This is a genomic window from Shimia sp. CNT1-13L.2, from assembly GCF_024331145.1.
Classification (GTDB): Bacteria; Pseudomonadota; Alphaproteobacteria; order Rhodobacterales; family Rhodobacteraceae; genus Shimia.
The window spans coordinates 48,898-69,746 of sequence record NZ_JANDJO010000008.1 but is presented as its reverse complement, the minus strand read 5'-3'; the positions used below and the strand labels follow the sequence as shown (position 1 = coordinate 69,746).

Annotated in this window: 12 protein-coding genes and 1 riboswitch; of the genes, 7 read left to right on the top strand and 5 right to left on the bottom strand. The window is 59.4% G+C overall.

Features of this window, described 5'->3' with window-relative positions:
- The first annotated feature begins 4 nt into the window (after window positions 1-4).
- From NNA36_RS15725 to NNA36_RS15700, 6 genes are all read left to right on the top strand, one after another.
- The gene (locus tag NNA36_RS15725) at window positions 5-1,000 is read left to right on the top strand and encodes a nitronate monooxygenase family protein (RefSeq protein ID WP_255108743.1); all 996 of its coding nucleotides are present in this window, start codon (window positions 5-7) and stop codon (window positions 998-1,000) included.
- A 23-nt stretch (window positions 1,001-1,023) separates the two neighbouring features.
- Window positions 1,024-2,544, top strand: a complete 1,521-nt coding sequence (locus NNA36_RS15720) for a class I adenylate-forming enzyme family protein (protein ID WP_255108742.1) — start codon at window positions 1,024-1,026, stop codon at window positions 2,542-2,544.
- Between the two features lie 189 nt (window positions 2,545-2,733).
- Window positions 2,734-3,804 carry a C4-dicarboxylate TRAP transporter substrate-binding protein gene (locus NNA36_RS15715; RefSeq protein WP_255108741.1) on the top strand — a complete coding sequence of 357 codons (1,071 nt, stop codon included), beginning with the start codon at window positions 2,734-2,736 and terminating at the stop codon, window positions 3,802-3,804.
- A 76-nt stretch (window positions 3,805-3,880) separates the two neighbouring features.
- Window positions 3,881-4,378 carry a TRAP transporter small permease gene (locus tag NNA36_RS15710; RefSeq protein ID WP_255108740.1) on the top strand — a complete coding sequence of 166 codons (498 nt, stop codon included), beginning with the start codon at window positions 3,881-3,883 and terminating at the stop codon, window positions 4,376-4,378.
- 59 nt (window positions 4,379-4,437) lie between these two features.
- Complete coding sequence (locus tag NNA36_RS15705; RefSeq protein ID WP_255108739.1) at window positions 4,438-5,778, top strand: TRAP transporter large permease; 1,341 nt, start codon at window positions 4,438-4,440, stop codon at window positions 5,776-5,778.
- Between the two features lie 73 nt (window positions 5,779-5,851).
- A complete protein-coding gene (locus NNA36_RS15700) occupies window positions 5,852-6,655 on the top strand; it encodes an IclR family transcriptional regulator (RefSeq protein WP_255108738.1) in 804 nt (267 codons plus the stop codon).
- 42 nt (window positions 6,656-6,697) lie between these two features.
- Here NNA36_RS15700 and NNA36_RS15695 read toward each other — a convergent pair whose 3' ends face one another.
- Genes NNA36_RS15695 through NNA36_RS15675 form a run of 5 tightly spaced genes read right to left on the bottom strand, consistent with a single transcriptional unit; the run spans window position 6,698 to window position 10,114 of the window.
- Window positions 6,698-7,354 (bottom strand): energy-coupling factor ABC transporter ATP-binding protein, encoded by a 657-nt coding sequence (locus NNA36_RS15695; RefSeq protein WP_255108736.1) that lies wholly within the window; start codon window positions 7,352-7,354, stop codon window positions 6,698-6,700.
- The gene (cbiQ, locus tag NNA36_RS15690; RefSeq protein WP_255108734.1) at window positions 7,351-8,133 is read right to left on the bottom strand and encodes a cobalt ECF transporter T component CbiQ; all 783 of its coding nucleotides are present in this window, start codon (window positions 8,131-8,133) and stop codon (window positions 7,351-7,353) included. Before cbiQ ends, NNA36_RS15695 begins: the two co-directional genes overlap by 4 nt.
- A complete protein-coding gene (locus NNA36_RS15685; RefSeq protein WP_255108732.1) occupies window positions 8,133-8,714 on the bottom strand; it encodes a cobalt ABC transporter permease in 582 nt (193 codons plus the stop codon). The genes cbiQ and NNA36_RS15685 overlap by 1 nt, the downstream gene beginning before the upstream one ends.
- A complete protein-coding gene (cbiM, locus tag NNA36_RS15680; RefSeq protein WP_255108730.1) occupies window positions 8,711-9,322 on the bottom strand; it encodes a cobalt transporter CbiM in 612 nt (203 codons plus the stop codon). The genes NNA36_RS15685 and cbiM overlap by 4 nt, the downstream gene beginning before the upstream one ends.
- A 6-nt stretch (window positions 9,323-9,328) precedes the next feature.
- Window positions 9,329-10,114: a DUF4198 domain-containing protein gene (locus NNA36_RS15675; protein WP_255108728.1), complete on the bottom strand. Its 786-nt coding sequence runs from the start codon at window positions 10,112-10,114 to the stop codon at window positions 9,329-9,331.
- 132 nt (window positions 10,115-10,246) lie between these two features.
- Window positions 10,247-10,451: riboswitch (cobalamin riboswitch) on the bottom strand.
- Window positions 10,452-10,700: 249 nt separating this feature from the next.
- Here NNA36_RS15675 and NNA36_RS15670 point away from each other — a divergent pair.
- The gene (locus NNA36_RS15670) at window positions 10,701-20,810 is read left to right on the top strand and encodes a putative Ig domain-containing protein (RefSeq protein WP_255108723.1); all 10,110 of its coding nucleotides are present in this window, start codon (window positions 10,701-10,703) and stop codon (window positions 20,808-20,810) included.
- Window positions 20,811-20,849: the final 39 nt, after the last annotated feature.

Here is a 20,849-nt window from a genome sequence, read left to right as displayed (position 1 = left end):
TCCCATGACACAGATTCCCGAGATTTTTGATACTGCCGTGACCCGTACCTTCGGGACACGCCTGCCCGTGGTCGCCGGTGGTTTGCAGTGGCTTGCCAATGCCGAATACGTGTCTGCGGCGGCCCATGCCGGGATCATTTCCTTTATCACCGCGGCGAGCTTTCCCGATCTCGAAGACCTACGGGCCGAAATCCGGCGCTGTCGCGAGATGTGCGGTGACAGGCCGTTCGGGGTGAACGTGTCGATGATCCCCAAGCTGGTGCCGGGGGAGAAGACCGAAGAGGTGTTCCGGCTGATTGCCGAGGAAGGTGTGCGGTTTGTGGAAACATCCGGGCGCAGCCCCGAAGCCTTTATGCCGATCCTCAAGGATGCGGGGATCACGGTTCTGCACAAGGTGCCCTCGCTGCGATATGCGGTGAAGGCCGAGGCAGTTGGGGTCGACATGGTGTCGATCGTGGGCGCGGAATGTGGCGGGCATCCGGGTATGGACATGGTGGGCAGCATGGTAAACGCAGGGCTTGCCGATGAGCGGCTGAGCATTCCGTGGCTTGTGGGCGGTGGCATTGGCCACGGCAAGCAGATCATCGCCGCGCTGGCGATGGGGGCCTCGGGGGTGGTGATGGGGACGCGGTTCCTCGTGGCCGAGGAATTGACGGCGCATCCAGGTTACAAGCAGGCGATGATTGATGCTTCGGAACTGGATACGCAGCTGACCATGCATTCTGTGCGCAACACGGTTCGGTCGCTGCGCAATGAGACCACGGAAACCGTGGCCAAGCTTGAGCGGGACAATCCGGATATCGGGATTACCGAGTTGCTGGAACACGTGTCGGGCAAGATCGGGCGCAATGCCTATGCCACTGGTGACGTCTCGCGCGGGATTCTGTCGGCGGGACATGCGCTTGGGTTTGTCGACAGGATCGAGCCCTTTGCCGACATCGTTTCACGGCTTGAAAACGAGGCCCTTGTGGCACTGGGCCGCCTTGGCCTGGCGGCTTGAGACAGGGCTTTGTGAGGAGAACCATGACCAATCGCCTACATGAGCTGCTGTTGTCAGCGGCGACAAACCGGTCTGCCGATCTGGCTCTGATCGATTTCGATGACCGGAGATTTTCCTGGTCTGATCTGAAGGAGGCTGCCGACGCGGCGGCGGCGTGTCTGAAAGCGCAGAATCTCCGCCCCGGAGACCGCGTGGTTCTGGTGTTTGAGAACTGCGCTGAGGTGATCGCGTTTTTCTTTGCCACCAGCATGATTGATGCGACGGCAGTCGTGGTGAACGCGCGGCTGTCGGTGCCCGAGCTGGAGCGTATTTTCGCACATTCGGACCCGAGCGCGGTGGTGTTCTCGACCGGATCTTCGAAAGCGGCGAAGGCACATGCAGAGCACTTTGGCGCAGAGGATGTATCCGGGGCGTTTGGTGCGGCTGCGATCATGTCGCGTTCGAACAGCGTGTCCGAACCCGTTTTGGACGATGGCAAGGAGCAGGTGGCCCTGTTGCTTTACACCTCTGGGACGACCGGGGCACCGAAAGCCGCGATGTTGACCCATGCCAACCTGATCGCGGGGGCCATAGCCTCTGCCGAAGTTCGGGGGGTAAGGGCGGATGACATGACCTATCTCGCGCTGCCGTTGAGCCATATTTTCGGGCTAGTGACGCTGTTGTCGGTTGCACATGCGCAGTCAGCCATGCGGATGGAAGCGAAGTTCTCGGTCGAACGGCTGTATGACGCCCTGAAAGAGGATGTGACCCTGCTTCCGGCGGTGCCACAGATGCACGCGCATTTGTTCAACTATGCCCGGGCCCACAACATGCCAAAGTACGACACGGGCAAGCTCAGGTTCGTGTCGTCGGGCGGCGCGCCGCTTGACCCGGCGTGGAAGCGGGAGGCGGAGGCGTTTTACGGACTTCCCCTGCAGAACGGCTATGGGCTTACCGAAGGCGCGGCCGGTGTTTGTGCTACAAAAAACGAGATCGGAAATCCGGATATCAGTGTCGGGGTGCCAATGGGCGAGTGCGTTTTCCGATTGGACATGGAGGCCCCAGGGGCAACACCAGATCAAGGGATCGGTGAAATTCTGCTCGGTGGTCCACAGGTGATGAAAGGATATTTCCGCGATCCCGAGCAGACCGCGGCCGCCCTGACGGAAGACGGTTTTTTCCGGACAGGCGACCTTGGACGTTTCGATGATGAGGGGCGGCTGCACATTGCCGGGCGGACAAAGGAATTGATTATCCGCTCCGGCTTTAACGTCTATCCTGTCGAGATCGAAGCGACGCTCACCGAACACCCTGATGTGGTTGTGGCCGGTGTTGTTGGTCGCGCGGTTGAAGGCAATGAGGAAGTTTTGGCCTTTGTCACCGCCGCAACCGGCAGCGGGATAGGTGAGGACGACCTGAAGGCCTGGGTTCACGACAAGCTGGCGCCCTACAAGCGTCCGTCGCGAATCATTGTTGCTGATGCATTGCCTGCTGCGCCGACAGGCAAAATTCTGAAGGCCAAACTGATCGAAACCTTTGCGGAGGAGCTCGCGGTCGTCGGCTAGAGGTTTGGGCCGTCTGTGGCCCCTTTTACGGTTTATTTAATGCCCTGAAAACATGGGAGGATTTTGCGTGTCTGCTCGAGGCATGTGAGTTCGATGAAATAAATTTTCACTATGTAAAATTGTCTGGACAGACAGATTAAATTCCACATAGTGAAACTGAACCCGGCAAAAATGGAGGAGATGCCAGCCATGGGACTGATCAAGAATTTTCTGGGGGGACTGACCATCGCGGCCGGTCTGGCCGCAACCGCCGCCCAAGCGGAAACCGTGATTTACTATGGCCACAGTGGTCCTGCACGAGGCACGATCCCTGCTGCGCTTAAGTGGTACAACACCCGGATCGGCGAACTTTCGGGCGGCGATCTCAAGATGGACATCCAGTGGGGTGGCGCGCTGTTCAAGGCAAGCGCGGCGGTTCAGGGCATCAGTGACGGTGTTGCGGATGCGGGCTCGGTTATCGCGGCCTATTTCCAAAAGGAAATGGCGGCTTATTCGCTCGCGGACTTCCCGATTGGCGGGGCCAATGCATGGGTCGCGCTGCGGGCTACGGACCGTCTGATGCGCAGCGAGCCGCAGATCACCGAGAACCTGGCGCGTCAGAACCTGGTCTATATCGGCACCTTCACGGCGTCGGCGGTGAACGTTGGTTGCGCGGGTGATCCGATCCGTTCGATCGAAGACATCAAGGGCAAGAAGGTGCGTGGCGCGGGCGTTTACGGCAAGGTCTTTGGCGATCTTGGCGCCACACGTGTCAACCTGTCCGTCTATGAGGCCTATCAGGGGCTGGACACCGGTTTGATCGATTGTACCCAGGGCTATGACTATGTGATCCCGGCGCTGAAGTGGGACGAGGTCATGGACAACTATACCGTTCTGAACTGGGGACAGATCGGCGGTTATGGGATGTTCATGAACAAGCAGACCTTTGACAGCCTGACCTCCGAGCAGCAGGCGGTCCTGATGCAGGCGGGTGAAGAGCTGGCGGATACCTTTGCCAAGATCGTGACCGGCGCCAACGGCAAGGCGATGACCATGATGAAGGCGGGTGACACCGCGCGTCCTATCGAAGTGATCGAAATGAGCGCCGAAGACCGTGAGAAAATGAACGCGGCGACCACTCCCTACATCGAAGAGTGGAAGGAAAACGCGCGCAGCGTGGGGTTGGATGCCGACAAGCTGTTGGAGACCTACACCGCGGCTGTGGCAGAGTTCACCGCTGAGTTCGAGGCAAATGGATACCCCTGGGCGAGCAGTAACTGAGCCCTAGTCAACAAACATGCGGGCCGAATGGCTGTTCGGGCCGCGACCGGTACACAGGACAGGATTGGAGGAAACGATGCTGCAACGGCTTGAGAAGATCTTTATCGAGATCGCGACGGCTTCGATCATTCTGTTGGCGCTGTTGATCTTTGCGGATGTGATCGCGCTCAATGTTTTCAACAGTTCGGTGCCGGACACGATTGTCATCGTACGCGAGCTGATGGTGTTGGCCATCGTGATGCCGCTCGCTGCGGCGACTGCGAACCGTGCGCATATCTCGGTGGAGTTTCTGACCAACAAACTGCCTGACCGGGTGGTAGGCTGGCTTGTCGTCTTTGGATCGGTTTTCGGGCTGCTGGCGTTTTCGCCCATCCTGTATTCCGGCGGCAAGGAGTTCCTGCACCAATGGAACACGGGCAGCGTGTTCTATGGCGACCTCGACCTGCCGCAATGGCCCGGTCGTCTGGCCTTTGTCATTGGTATCGCACTTGGGTGGCTGCGCCTTCTGGTGATGGTCTTTCAGGACGTGCGCGTTCTCTTGCGAGGCGGAACGTTGGATTTGTACCACGGCTGATCCGCGCCCCGGTTGCTTAACTGTCTGCCCAAACATAACCCTTATTTCGGAGAGACCGCATGGATCCTTCTGTCGTAGGCCTTGTCGCCTTTGCCGTCATGCTCGTGCTTTTGGCCATTCGTGTGCCGATTGCCTTTGCCCTGATGGGCGTCGCGACCTTGGCGGCGTTCACCATCTTTGCCTTTCGCACCGGCACGTTCATGCCCGAGCGCGCGATCCGGGCGACCTCTTCGCTGGTGTTTTCCAACTCGTTCGACCTCGTGCATTCCTTTGATCTGTCGATGATCCCCCTGTTCATCGCGCTGGGCAATATCGCCTATCGGGCGGGCATAACCACGGCGGTTTATGATGCTGCCAAGGTCTGGTTGCTGCGTTTGCGGGGGGGCATTGCAGTGGCGTCCGTGATGGGCTGTGGCGGGTTCTCGGCGATCACCGGATCGAGCCTCGCCTGCGCGTCGACCATGGGCAAAATCTGTACACCTGAAATGCTGCGGCTGGGGTATGATCCCCGGCTCGCGACCGCCAGTGTGGCGGCGGGGGGGACACTTGGCTCTCTGATCCCCCCGAGCATCCTTTTCATCATCTACGCGATCTTTACCGAGACCTCGGTGAACAAGCTGTTCATTGCAGGCATCCTGCCTGGATTGCTGACATTGGCGGGATTTGTCCTGGTGATCTTCCTGTGGATTCAGGCTGATCCGAAAGCGGTGCCGGCCAAGGGGCAATCGGCCAGCTGGGCCGAGAAGATGGCGGCCTTTCGCAGTGCATGGCCTGCGGCGGTGATCTTCCTTGTAATCGTTGTCGGCATCTATGGCGGGTTCTTCACCGCAACGGCAGCGGCGGCGGTCAGCGTAGTTCTGACCTGTGTCATCGGGTTTGCACAGCGACGTCTGAGCCTCGGGGATATCTGGCTGGCGGTGCGGGAAACCTGTGTTCAGACCGGGGCGATCTTTTTCGTCGCGGCGGGGGCGAAGATTTTCGTTGCGGCCATTGCCCTGACTGGCATGGCGCCGGCGCTGGTGGAGTGGGTGTCACAGGCTGAACTTTCGACGGCGACGCTTTTGCTGGCGATCTGTGTGGTTTACCTGATGCTGGGCATGTTCCTTGATCCCATCGGTATCATGGTTCTGACGCTGCCGCTGGTGGTGCCGTTGGTCGAGGCCTATGGTTTGAACCTGATCTGGTTTGGTGTTGTCGTGGTAAAGCTTCTGGAAATCGGCCTGATCACGCCACCGGTTGGATTGAACGTTTTTGTCCTGTCCAACGTCGTGGGCAAAGACGCCCCCATCGGAATGGTGTTCTCCGGGATCTGGCGGTTCCTGAGTGTGGATGTGATCGTTCTGATCCTTCTGGTGGCCTTCCCGTCAATCTCTCTGGTGCTGGCAAGCTCTGTTCAGTAAAGTCTTGGATCAAGGAACAAAGAAGCAAGGTCTGGGCACGTCCAAGCGTGATTGGGCCGCGACAGGGGGAAACATGGCAGGCGACACATCCGACAGGAGATATGCCAATACACTTGCCAGGGGTCTGACCATCCTGCGCGCGTTTCGTCCGACGGATGACGGGCTTGGCAACCTGGAAATCTCGGAACGGACGGGCATTCCCAAACCTACGGTGTCGCGGCTGACCTTTACTCTCTGCGCGCTCGGGTATCTCACGCACGGGCGCAAGCACGACAAGTATCGCCTGGGACCAGCGGCGCTGGCCCTGGGCAATATCGCGGCGGCGTCTTTCTCGTTTGTCGAGGTTGCCTCGCCGACGATGCAGCGTCTTGCGGATGAGACCGGCACCCTGACCGCGATCAGCATCAAGGATGATCGCCGGATGTTGATGACCAAGGCATGGCGGCCTGCGGAGTCTCCTTCGATCTGGCTGGATGTGGGGTATCGGATGCCGCTGCCCAGTTCTTCGAGCGGCAAGGCTTTTCTCGGGGCGCTGGACGATGGCGAGTTCGACACGCTTGTGGAAGGGTTTGCGCAGGACGATGAGGCCGTTGCGCAGGAGCTTGGTCGTATTCGTCTGCAAGCGCGGGACGAGTTGTTGGCCAGCGGGTTCACACAGGTGCGGGGCGTCGAGAGGTTTTCGGAGACGATCAACGCAGTGGCGGTGCCCTACCGACCGAGCGACTTGGGAGAGCCAGTCGCCTTCCTCGCAAGTTCGACGTCCAGCCTGTTGACGGATTCACGTATTCACGACGAAGTTGGCCCGGCTTTGGCGCGCGCGGTTTCTGAAGTGCGACGTGTCACAGGGCAGCAACCTGCGCTGGTCGTCAGTGGTTGAGGATTTGATCGGCGTCAGAAAAGTGGTGCGCTTTTAGGGTGTTTAGGCCTCGGCTTTGACCAGTTTTCCATCGCGCAGGTCCAATGCTTGGTCGGTAAGTGACTTGCGAAAGCCGGGAGAGTGGCTGATCAGGAGGATTGCCTGGGGCAGGCCTTGCAGGATTTCCAGCAGGCGCGCTTCGTTGCGGGTGTCGAGTGCGTTGGTGGGTTCATCCAGCAAGAGGGCTTCGGGTTCCATTGCCAGCACCGTCGCCAGCGTGACCAGACGTTTTTCGCCGCCGGACAGCTTGTGGGTGACGCGGTCTTTCAGGTGCATGAGGCTCAGATCGCCCAGAACCTTGTCGACGATGGCCAGCGCTTCTTCGCGGCTGCGACCAAGGTTCAGGGGGCCAAAGGCGATGTCCTCGGCCACGGTGGGGCAGAAGAGCTGATCATCCGGGTCTTGAAACACAAGGCCAACGCGGCGGCGGACTTCATGGAAGTCGGCCTCGTCCTGACGCAGTTTGCCGAAGGCTGTCACCGTGCCTTTACTTGGTTTTTGCAGGCCAAGCGCAATCCGCAGAAGGGTCGATTTGCCCGCGCCGTTGGGGCCGGTCAGGGCCAGCCTTTGGCCCGGTTCGAGCGAGAGCGAAGCCCCTTCCAGAACGGGGGCATAGCCGGGATATGCGAAGTGAATATCGTCGAGCGCAAGGATGGTCATGCGAATTCCAGCAGGAAGAGACCGAGGCAGACCGCGCCCATGCAGAAGGCAAAAACCTGATCTCGACGACCGATTTCGAACTCGCGCAGCAAAAGGAGCTTGCCAGAGAAGCCACGGCATTTCATGGCACCGAGAATGCGTTCGGAGCGTTCGATGGCCCGCACCAGCATCATGCCGACGAGATAGCCAAAGCTGCGATAGGTGTGCCAGTTGGTGCCGGGGCGGAAGCCGCGGATTTTCATCGCGGCACGCAGGCGCATGTATTCTTCGCGCAGCACTTCGATGTAGCGGATGGTGAACATCAACAGATGCACAAGTGTTTCGGGGCAGCGCATCCGGTAGAGCGCGTGGCCAAGTGTGACGGGTTCCATGGTGCTAACGAGAACCATGACGGCGAGGATCACGGCATTGGCGGTCAGGCCGATTTCGACGGCTTTCCAGAGGCCCTGCCAGCTTGCCGGAAAACCGAAGACGGTGAACATTGCGTCACCGGGCATGGAAAACGGCAGCAGCACCAGCATGAAGATGATGAAGCTGTCCATCATCGCCATACGCCGCAGGGTGCGCCGCATGGGCAGTTTGGAGAGCGTCAGGAGGCCAATGGACACCAGAAGCGCCGCCATGAGCGCGGCGATGGAGGTCAGGGCGACGGTGACGATGGCAAACAGGCAGGCGATCACGATGCGTACGCGAGGGTCCAGAGACCCCAGCAGGCCATAGTGACCCAGTTCCCCCGGTTGGGAGACTGTCTTGTCTGGCTGTTCGAGTACGTAGACCATCAACTGTCCATCTTACGCCGGGCGGCGATGTAGAACCCAAGGCCGAAGAGACCCACGATATAGCCGATGCCGCCAAGGATGGACTGGAGATCGTTTTTCTCGCGGTAGGCGGCGATTTCCCGACGCAGCGGGCGGATCTCGTCGCGTACGGCCTCAGCTATGGCAAGGCGCTCTTTGTCGGAGAGCGATGCAACAGTGATAGTGGCGCTGTTTCCGGTTGCAGTATCGTTTGCGACGGCCTCAACCAGTTCTGCGGCAACACCCATGATCTTGGCCACGTCTTTGGCGGGCATTGTCACTTCGGCCACGTGGCCGGCGCCCATGTCGGCGCGGAAGGTGTGTGCGACGGGCTGTTGGGGCGTGAAGAGGAAGAAACCATCGCCATCGGTGATGGTGCGGCCGATTTCGGCACCATCTGGGCCGAAGACGATGACCTCTTGGGCGACGGCCATATCTCCGTTGGAGAAGCCGAACTCGCCTTCGATCGCGTCGCCTGCGGGAAAGACACCGGCGATGACCTTGTGGGCAAGGGCGGGAAGCGGGGTGCAGAGAAGGGCGAGGGCCAGACAGAGGTGCTTCATGCCGCGCCCCCTTTGACAAAGAGTTCGGGTTTGACCTTGCGGGCCAGCAGAACCGCAAAACCGGTCAGGACGGCTTCGACCACCATGACGGGGATATGGGCGAAGAACACGAGTTTGGCGGCCGGCAAGAATTCATCACCTGTCAATGCGAGAGAGACTGCGACCATAGCCGTTGTGGCGGCAATCGCAAAGGCGCCGCCGATGGCCCCCCAGATGGCGCCCTGAACAGGCGAGCCGCGACCGATCATGCCGCTGAACAGAAGCCCGGCAACAACGGCGGGGAAGGCGATGTTCACGGCGTTGACGCCCAGAACCGTCAGGCCGCCGAAGCCAAAGAACACGGCCTGCAGCAGGAGGCCGATGAAGAGGGCGGGAAAGGCGGCCCAGCCGAGCAGAAGCCCGGCCAGACCATTCAGGATAAGGTGCACGGACGACGGCCCGATGGGCACGTGGATCAGGGAGGCGACAAAGAAGCTTGCCGAGAGCACCCCCGCTGTGGGGATGCGATCAAGGTCCAGTGATCTGAGGCCCATGGCAATCCCGCCCACGGCGGCAACTGCGCCGCCGATGACTACGGGATTGGAAAGTGCGCCGTCGACAATGTGCATGGGGGGTTACTCCAGGTCCCAGGCGCGGATCCAGATCACGGCGTCCTGGCTCAGTTCCTTGCCTTCATGTTCGGTGGCCGGGCCGGAACCCAGAGCGGCAAAGCCCCAGTAGCCAGCTTTCGGCACGCCGAACGAGAAATAGCCGTTGTCGTCGGAGATCGCGACGATTGCGCCACCCGGCAGGGGCGAGGCGGTTCTGGGTTTGGTGCCGTTGCTGTCCATGTCGGGCTCGGCGGCCATGTATTCGATTTCGATTTCAGCGCCTGCCACGGGTTTGCCTTCGCTGAGAACGCGGCCTGTGAAGGTCGAGCCTGCGATGATGTTGTAGGGCTTGTTCAGCGGCAGGATTTCGGTGGCCAGACCTTGCGGCTGATCCCAGTCGGTGGGCAGCTCGTTGCGGTTCAGGTAAGCCTTGGTGATCTGCTGGATGTAGATGTCTTCCGACTCTTCATAGTAGGGCGTGGGCACGGTGACGACGACATAGTCGCCTGAACGCTTGACCGGAACGGAGCCCATGAACGCGGGCGCATTGTTGTCCGGACCTTCGAAGGTGAAGGGCTTGAGGGTGTCCATCAGGTCGGTTTTCTTGCCGTTGTGGATCACGAAGAATTCTTCCGGCTTTTCCATGACCATCGCGTGGCCAGCCTCGTGCGGGTGCCAGAAGATCAGTTTGACCGGAACATCGCCCGGACGTTCGATCATGGTGTCGGTGGTATATTCCAGAAGGAAGTGGGCCTGCGCCATTGCCGGAATGGCCAGTGCAGCTGCGGCCGCGCAAAGCAGCTTTTTCATGAACTTTCGTCCTTTTTCACGTCGTGCCAACCCCGGCACGCATTTAAATTTGACGACTGGACGCAAGATACTATTTGCCGACATGGACAAAAGCATCAGGCGCGCACCCCGCCGCCGACAATGAAATGTCCCTTCCGAGGACACGTATCCGGCAGGTCTCCTGACTTGCGGGTCAATGCGACGGTCTGGCCTTCCCGGGGTGTTCCCCAGTGGCGTTGTCAGCCGCGCTCACCGCTTACAGTTGCGGGGGCAGTTGCAGAGTTGGTGATCTTAATCACCGCACTGCATTCCCTATTTCTTCCGGGATCAACCCGGAACCGGACATTGGTTTTGCATGGCAGAGCATGCGGTTTTCGTCAACTCGGATTCGTGTGTCGGGACATCAAATCGCAGATGGTGAATGTCGGCGGGTTGTCGGAGCAAATGGAATTTACTTGCGAGCCCTTGGACAACCGGTTCGTCGAGCAGGAAAACAGCTCAGGATTGTAAAATACCCCTTTCGGCCACACCTTTTTGTCCTTGGGGGTGTTTTGCGCTATTCATTCGTTAAGCATTGCGCAAAGTCGCTAGAATCAAGGGCATTACAATGGCGAACCTCACCGGAGACAGTGGTAATAACGTGATCGAAGGCACCGCGGATGCGGATTCGATTTCGGGTCTGGCTGGCGTTGATTATCTCTATGGTTTCGGTGGCAATGATACCCTGAGCGGCGGCACCGAGAATGACGGGCTCGCGGGCGGCACCGGCAACGACATCCTTTATGGTGATGCGGGAAATGACCAGCTGTTCGGCGAGGACGACAACGATGCTCTGAACGGCGGCGACGGCGACGATACGCTGTTTGGCGGCAACGGCGTTGATCTGGTTGTGGGGGGGGGCGATGACGACCGCCTGCTTGGCGGCGCGGGCGACGATGATCTTCTTGGAGGCGACGGCGACGATGTCTTGCTTGGCGGTTCCGGTGCGGATGAGCTGGTTGGCGGCAACGGCAGCGACCTGTTCATTGGCACGGCCTCTTCGATGCAGGGAGATACCATCGCGGATCTTACCGCCATCGACCGTATTGCCGTTCTGGGGTCTAATTTCAGCGCCACGGATGTGTCGTTTTCCGTGGTCGGCGGTAACACCGTTGCCAGCATTGATACCGATCAGGACACGATTGCCGATCTGAGCTTCACGATGACCGGCACGCTTGCGGTGGGCATGCTGGTGCTGGCGTCGGAGTCGTTCACTCTCATGCTATTGAATTCGTTCAACGGCACGATCTGGACTGGCACGGCGGCCGATGACAGCCAGGTTGGCAGCGCCGCGGATGACGCGCTGGTTGGCGGCGAGGGGGCCGATACGATTGAAGGGGGCGACGGCCACGATCTGCTGATGGGCGGTGAGGGCAACGACTCTCTGGACGGTGGTCTTGGCAACGATGTGCTTCAGGGCGATCTGGGGGATGACTTCCTGCGCGGGGGCGCTGGCCACGATGTCATTCAAGGCGGTGACGGCGCCGATACCGTGTATGGCGACAGCGGTCACGACCTTATTTCGCTGGGCGCCGGGGCGGATATCGCGAGCGGCTGGTATGGCGACGACAGCATCTATGGCGATGCAGGTGCCGACACGATCTATGGCCGGAGCGGTCGCGACTATCTGGATGGCGGCGCGGACAATGATGCCCTCTCGGGTGGTGAAGGGTCTGATACGCTTGTTGGCGGGGAGGGGGGAGACTCTCTTTACGGTGATGAGGGGGCGGATAACCTTTATGGCGATGCAGGGTCGGACCGTCTTTATGGTGAAGAAGGCGACGACCGTCTGTTTGGTGGCGATGATGCCGACACGCTGGATGGCGGTATTGGCAATGACTCTCTCGCAGGCGGGGATGGTAACGACTATCTGTTTGGTGGCGACGGAGCGGACTCGCTTTGGGGTGAAGAAGGTTTTGACACGCTTTGGGGCGGCGATGGTGCAGATTGGCTCATTGGCGGCAACGGCATCGACCGGCTTTATGGCGGCGCGGATTCGGATACGCTCTGGGGCGGAGATTTCGGCGACTATCTCTATGGCGGCTCGGAGGCGGATACGCTTTATGGCGGCGGCAGTTCTGACTACCTGTACGGCGAGGGCGGCAGCGATAGCCTGCTGGGCGGAGACGGCGTTGACCGCCTCTTTGGTGGCGCGGATGCGGACACGCTTCTGGGCGAGGCTGACAACGACTCGCTGGACGGTGGCGAGGGGGCCGACAGTCTTGACGGTGGCTCGGGTCAGGACACGCTGAAAGGTGGTCTTGGCATTGATACGCTTGCTGGCGGCACCGGCGCGGACAGGTTCGAAGGCGATGCGGCCGATCTGGATGGTGACCTGATTTCGGATTTCGAAGCGGGTGATCAGGTTGCGGTTCTGAATGCCTATTTTGCGGACGGTGATCTGAGCGTGGTGGTCAATGCCGGGGTTACGACGGTGACCATAGACATCGGCAGCAATGGCGACGTCAGCGATGACATCACCCTGAATTTCACCGGCACGGGACTGAATTTTATCACCCTGTTCGGGAACTCGTCCGCAACGGGGACGGATATCCTTCTGGTGCAGGAAGGCCAAGGAACGGCGACGACAGGCAGCGACAGCCTGACCGGCACCGCGGGCGCGGATTCGCTGGATGCGGGCGACGGGAATGACACCGTTGTCGGCTTTGGCGGTGCAGATACGCTGGCCGGCGGTCTGGGCGCGGACAAGCTTTATGGCGGGGGCGACAATGATCTGCTGACCGGCGACGCCGGGGATGACTTTATGTTGGGTGGTGCAGGCGATGACACCCTGCAGGGTGGCGACGATGCCGACGTTCTCATGGGCGAGGCGGGGGCCGACAGCCTTGAAGGCGGGGCAGGCATCGACACCCTGAACGGTGGTGCCGGCGCCGATACGCTGGTCGGTGGCACCGAGCTGGACGTATTCGCGGGGACAGTTGGCGACCTGAACGGCGATACAATCGCGGATTACCAGGTTCTTGAACGTATCCGTGTTCTTGACGAGAGCTTTGACACCTCGGACATGACGGTCAGCAACGATGGTGTAAACACGTTCCTGAACATTGATGTCGATGGTGACGCCTCTACAGATATCACGCTGACCCTGTCCGGCCTTTTCACAGGTACCTTCGTGGCACGGTCCGGTATTCCGGTGACCGGCCGCAGCGCGACTGCGACGGAGATCATTCTGGTCCAGACCAGCGGATCGGTGATTTTCGGGGACGACAACTACAACAATCTCAGCGGCACCGTGGACGATGACCTGATCTTCGGGTTCGGTAACTATGACTACCTATACGGCGGCGATGGCAACGACGAAATCTGGGGGCATGAAGGTGGTGACTACCTTTATGGCCAGAATGGCAATGACCTTCTGATTGGCGGTTCCGATGCGGACAATCTCTATGGCGGCGATGACAACGACACGCTCCGCGGCGATGATGGCAACGACTACCTGACGGGCGATAACGGAGATGACCTGCTCCTCGGAGGGCTCGGTTATGACCGGATCTACACGGGAACCGGTAATGATACGGCGTATGGAGGGGACGGCAACGACTCGATCTATGCCAACGCGGGCGACAACCTGCTCGACGGGGGCGCGGGGAACGACAGTTTGCAGGCCAGCACAGGGGAAGATACGCTGCTGGGGGGTGACGGCAATGACACGCTCCAAGGCAGCGGCGGCCCGAACAGCCTTGTTGGTGGTGCTGGCAATGACCGGCTTACGGCAGGACAGTCGAACGACACCGTTGAAGGTGGGACCGGCAACGATACGCTCAACGACAGCAGTGGCGACGACATTCTTGACGGTGGTGATGGCGATGACTCGATCATTGCCAGCGGCGGCAACAACACCCTGATTGGTGGTCTTGGCAACGACTATCTGAGGGCGGCGGGCAGCACTGACAGCCTTGATGGCGGAGATGGCAACGATACGCTCTTGAGCTCGTATGGCGCGGACACGCTGACGGGTGGGGCTGGGACCGATGTCTTCCAGGGCTATTCTTATTATTACTACGGCTATCGCTATCAGACGCTCGACGGTGACCTGATTACCGATTTTGAATCTGGCGACAGGATCACTCTGAATCAGACCACGGCGAACAGCGTTGTAACTTTTGACACGAGTGGGCCTGATACGATTGTAATGCTTGATCGTTATGGCAACGGCAACGTTGACGTGACCTTTACGATCGCTGGGGTACCGGCTGGGGGCGAATTCCTTGTTCTGCACGGTGCTACTCAATCCAATGGTACCGATATTTATCTGACGTCGTTTGCCGGTTCCGGTTCGGCGACTGAGGGTGCTGATGTGTTGGCTGGAACGCCGACCAATGACTCGTTCAATGGTCTGGGTGGGAATGACACGCTGGTTGGGCTGGATGGCAATGACACTCTCCTGGGCGGAGAGGGTGATGACAAGCTGTTTGGACAAGGCGGTAGCGACAGTCTGGTCGGTGGCCTTGGCAACGACTCTTTGCTTGGTGATGTCGGTGATGACACGCTGGAGGGAAGCGAAGGCAATGACACGCTGGAAGGCAACGAAGGTGACGACAGCCTTTCGGGCGGAGACGGCAATGATCGCCTGAATGCGCATGACGGCAACGACACCCTGTTTGGTGGCGGGGACAATGACACGCTGATCGGGGGGGACGGCGCCGACAGCTTGGACGGTGGAACGGGGGCCGACAGTCTGACCGGTGATGCTGGCAATGACACGCTTTCGGGGGATGCGGACAACGACACGTTGGTCGGCGGATCGGGGAATGACTCGATTGACGGCGGTGATGGCGAGGATCGGCTGAACGGCAACGACGGTGCGGATAGCCTTGTTGGCGGTGACGATAGGGACTGGCTCTACGGCGACAACGATGATGACACGCTGTCCGGCGGGATGGGCGATGACTATCTCTATGGAGGCACTGGCGCCGATAGTATTGAAGGGGGCGAAGGGGCCGATTTAATCAGCGGCCAGGATGGTGCCGACACCATGACGGGCGGCGCCGGAGCCGATATCTTCAGCCTGCGCCAGTTGTGGGTGGACGGAGACGTCATCACCGATTTCGGCCAGGACGACACGTTGCGGTTTACTGATTTCCGGGCGGATAGCGGCAACATTTCCGCCACTGTCGACAACGGCAATACGGTGCTCACGATCGATGTGGGTGATGATGGCGATACGTCCAATGATGTCAGCCTGACGCTGAACGGCACGTTTGCGCAGCCTTTCCTCTTCCTTGCGGGGCTGACGTCATACAGTGCGAGCGACATTGTCCTTCTCACGCAAACCGGTATTGGAGGCGAGACTGCGGGCAATGACTCGATCATCGGGACCGATGCGGTTGAGACCCTGTCTGGTGGAGACGGAAACGATACCATCATTGCGCTGGGCGGCGATGACAGCCTGAGCGGTGGGACCGGTGCCGACAAGTTGTTCGGCAATGGTGGCAACGACACGATTGATGGCGGTGACAGCAACGACATGCTGTCGGGAGGCGCCGGCAACGACTCGATCCGCGGCGGCTCCGGACGTGACACGCTGTTGGGTGGGGCCGGGGATGATACCCTTGAAGCGGGAACCGAAAGTGCGCGTCTCTATGGGGATGGTGGCAACGATAGCCTGGTTGGTACCGCAGACCGCGACTACCTTTATGGTGGAAGCGGAAACGATACACTGCGCGGTGGTGCTTACGCCGATTATCTGTATGGCGATGCGGGGGACGACAGCATTGATGCGGGCGACGGCGATGACCGTGTCTATGCTGGCGACGGTGCCGACAGCGTTTCAGGTGGGAGCGGCAACGAGTACATCAACGGGGATGCCGGCGACGATACGCTGAACGGCGATCTTGGTAACGACAATCTGTTCGGTGGTTTGGACAACGACCTTCTGAATGGTGGGGACGGCGACGATTCACTCTATGGCAATGATGGTGACGACACGCTGAATGGTGGCGTTGGCAATGATGTCCTGAAGAGCGGTGCTGGTGCGGATAGTCTTGTTGGCGGCTCGGGCAGTGACACCTTCGAAGGAAGCTACAGTGACCTTCAGGGAGATTTCCTTTCGGATTTCGCTTTGGGCGATCTGATCAGGTTCGATGCGTACATTCGTGATGCGTCGAGCGTCGCGGATGCGTCGATTACCACGGTGGCCAGTGGCGCCAACACGCTGGTGAGCCTTGATATCGACAATGATGGTACGGCCGAGACCACATTCACACTTGCGGGCAGTTGGGCGGCAAGTGCGCTGGCCTATGTCGTGGTGGATCGGAAAGGGGTTGTTATCGGTCTGGGTGGGTCCGTTCAGGGCAGCATTACCAGTGGCAACGACACTGTTTTCGGGACGACTGGCGGAAATTCGATCAGCACAGGCGATGGCAACGATATCGTGTTCGGGTTTGCCGGCGGTGATGCGCTGTACGGCGGCAATGGCAACGACACCCTTTTCGGAGATGCCGACAATGACAACTTGTCGGGAGATGCCGGGTCTGACAGCCTGAGTGGTGGTGAAGGCAATGACACGCTCAGCGGCGGCGATGACAATGACAATCTTCTTGGTGGCAACGGCACGGATTCGCTGATTGGTGGTTCTGGACGAGACACGCTGAATGGAGAGGATGGCAACGATACGCTCTATGGTGGTTTGGATTCAGACTACCTGTACGGTGGTGAGGATGACGACTATCTGGTTGGTGAAGACGGTAGCGACCGGCTGAATGGTGGTGCCGGCAACGACACGCTGATCGGCGGCCTTTTGCATGACCGTCTGTATGGCGGAGACGGTAACGATACGATCACCGGCGACGACGGCAACGACTATCTCTACGGCAATGATGGAGACGATACGCTTTCTGGTGGCGAAGGCATTGATCGCCTCTATGGTGGTGTCGGAAATGATAGCCTGACGGGGGGCAACGGGGCCGATGAGCTTTGGGGCGGCGCAGATGCCGACACGCTGAGCGGTGGGGCCGACATCGACGTATTCCGGGATACCCTGGCAGATTTCAACGGCGACCTGATCACCGATTTCCAGGCCGACGAGCGTATCGATATCAATACAACCGGGCTCTCCCGAAACCAGCTGAGCGTGAGCGAAGTTGGTGGCAACACGGTCCTGACGTTTGACCTTACTGGCGACGGGGCGAGCGTGGACGATGTGGTTCTGACTTTGAACGGGACGTTCACGGGCGAATGGACCCTGCTGCGTGGGTTCTATTCAACGTCCTATACCTCGGTCTTCCTGATGTCGACGACGCCGTCCGGAACGGCCACGAGCGGCGCGGACAGTATCGTTGCCAATGCCACGGCTGATGTTCTGGATGCCCTTGAGGGCAACGATACGGTGTTTGGCTTTGGCGGCGATGACCAGCTGAGCGGCAACCTTGGCAATGACAAATTGTATGCTGGTATCGGCAATGACACCCTGTTGGGTGGCGATGGCAACGACACGCTGAACGGCGAAGAGGGTAATGACAGCCTTGAAGGGGGCACCGGTTCGGATGCCCTTCTTGGCGGGGCCGGGAGCGATATGCTCGACGGTGGCGAGAGCAATGACCAACTGTTTGGTGGCGCTGGTGACGATACCCTGACCGGCGGGGACGCAGACGACTATCTCGACGGTGGAGAGGGCCATGACCTCCTGACCGGTGGCCCCGGTAATGACAGGCTGTATGGCAAGGGTGGCAACGACACTCTGATCGGCGGCGACGGCATTGACTCGCTTTACGGTGAAGACGGCGACGACTCGATGGTGGGTGGCGCTGGCGACAGCACGATGGCGGGTGGCATTGGCAACGACACGATGACGGGCGGCAATGACCGTGACTATCTGCAAGGCGGCGAGGGTAACGACCTGATTTCAGGGGGTGATGGTAACAACCAGCTCTATGGCGAGGCAGGTGACGACACGCTTCTCGGAGGCGCCGAGACGGACAATGCGACAGGTGGAGATGGCCACGACAGCATAGCTGGTGCGGGTGGCAATGACTATCTCTACGGCGATGCGGGCGATGATACGATCGATGGCGGCGACGGCAACGACTATATCTATGGAGGGACCGGCAACGACAGCCTTTCCGGCGGTGATGGAGACGATTACCTTGCTGGCCAAGGTGGTGCCGACGTGCTTTCAGGTGGAGCTGGGCTGGATTTCTTCCAGCTGAACTTTGTCGATTTGGCCGGAAGTCGGATTGAGGATCTGGAAATCGGAGAGCGGATTTCGCTTGCGGGAGCCCCCCAAGACATTGAGGGTTTTGTCGTTTCCGAACTGGGCGGAAATACTCTACTGGGGTTCGATGTCGATCACGATGGCGTGGTGGATGCGAGCCTGACGCTGGCAGGCACAGGGTTCACGGGCCAGTTCACCTACGACCAAAGCGCAAGACAAATTTACTATTTAACCGCAGGAGGAAGCGGTGCTTCCACGGCCGGGAGCGATACGATTTTCGGCACGGCTGCTGGCGAGATACTTGATGGCCTAGCTGGCAATGACCGGATCTTTGGGCGTGGTGGCAATGACGCGCTGAAGGGTGGCGATGGCTATGACACGCTGTTGGGTGGTGCAGGCGCTGACACTCTGGATGGTGGCGCTCTAAGTGACCGGTTGTATGGTGGCGAAGGGGCTGATGTTGCGGTTTTTGCCGGCAACCAGGCGGATTTCACTTTGACAGTCGCAGCGGATGCGTGGGGAGCCACATTGGTGCGCCACACCGCAAGCAATGTCACCGATTACCTTTATGGGATCGAGCGGCTTCAGTTTGACGATGGGATTGCCACGCTGTTCAACTCGCCTCCGGTTCTGAATGCACCGATTGCGCAGGTGAACTGGTTGCAGGGTAACGCGCATGTGCTGGATGTCAGCGCGGCGTTTTCGGATGTAGATGGCGATGCAGTGACGCTTGCTGCGACGCTGGCAGACGGGTCTGCCTTGCCGACATGGATGATTTTTGATCCGGCGACGGGACGGTTTGCCGCTGACATTCCGGAAGCGCTTTCGGGAACGCATTCGTTCTCCGTGATTGCAACTGACACGCATGGGGCGTCTACACGTGCGACGTTTGATCTTGTCATCGAAAGCAACGTGATTACAGCCCCTGCGTCCGGCGGCAGCACAACTGGCACCAACGCGAACGAACGGATCTATGGTTCTGGTAAGGCCGATCGTCTTGTCGGCCTCGGTGGACATGACCTGATCGTTGGCAAGAACGGTGCAGATACCCTGATCGGGGGTGATGGCGACGACACGCTGAATGGCGGTAATGGTGCCGACCTGATCGATGGTGGTGCAGGACGCAATACGCTGTCTTATGTCTTTGATTCAGTTGGCGTGAACGTGGATCTTAAGACCAACGTGGTGTCGGGCGGCCAGGCGACAGGCGATGTTCTAAGCGGCCTTTTCTCCGATGTCCTGGGGGGCGCTGGCAACGACACCATTGTTGCGCATTTCAGCGGTTCACAGCTGTCCGGCTTTGATGGCAACGACAGCCTTACCGGCCGGATTGGCGACGATGAACTGTTGGGGGGTAGCGGAGCCGACACTTTGAACGGCGGTTCTGGTGATGACACTCTGAACGGTGGAGGGTCGCACGATTTGCTGCTTGGTTTGAGCGGTGCTGACAGCCTGTTGGGGGATTGGGGTCTGGACACGATCGACGGCGGCGACGGCAATGACACCGTAGACGCCGGATCAGGCAACGACTCGGTTGATGGTGGAGCAGGTGACGACAGCCTTGAAGGTGGCCTTGGAAAAGACCTGATCACAGGTGGTAGTGGTAGCGATACACTAAGTGGCGGAGACGGCAATGACACCCTGCGCGGCAGCGGTGGAGATGACCTGATTTCCGGCGGTGTTGGCGATGACGAGATTGATGGTGGTTTCGGCGCGGATACCCTTGACGGTGGTGAGGGTGTCGACCTTTTGACCTATGCCTATGAAACCCTGTCGATGACCATCAACCTTACCACCGGGGCCGTCAACGGAGGGCGGGGTACAGGTGACGTTGTTTCCAATTTCGAGAACCTGACCACGGGTGCCGGGGATGACGAAATCACTGCATCTGCTGGAGACAACGTCATCGTGGCGAACGGCGGCAATGACACTGTTTCAGCGCGAGACGGGGCGGATTTGGTTCAAGGCGGAGCCGGGAACGATAGCCTCTCTGGTGGCCTTGGTGAAGACACGCTCAAGGGGCAGGCTGGTGACGATACGTTGTCTGGTGGTGCTCAACGCGACGTGCTGATCGGCGGGGCGGGCTCGGATAGCCTGTCTGGCAACTACGGAAACGATACGCTCAACGGTGGCGGCGGAGATGACAGTTTGTTCGGCGATGCCCAAGATGACCGATTGTACGGCGGGAACGGTGTTGACCTTTTGGTTGGTGGTTCAGGGAATGACACGCTTACCGGCGGCGGCCAAACGGATACCTTTGTTTTCACGGATGGCTTTGGTCAGGATGTGATCACCGACTTCAAGACTCATAACGCGGAGAGGATCGATCTGTCCGGTGTGACGGGCATCACCGACTATGCGGATTTCATTGCCAATCACGTACAGGACAGCGGTGGGTTTGCCCTGATCGTCGATGGGGCCAACAGCATTCTCTTGCAGAACGTGAGCTATCAATCCGTGATCAACGGGATAAACGGTTTTACGGCTGATGATTTCATTTTCTGATTTGGCCTGTCGGCATGATCGAGCGGTTCGCTGGAGGAA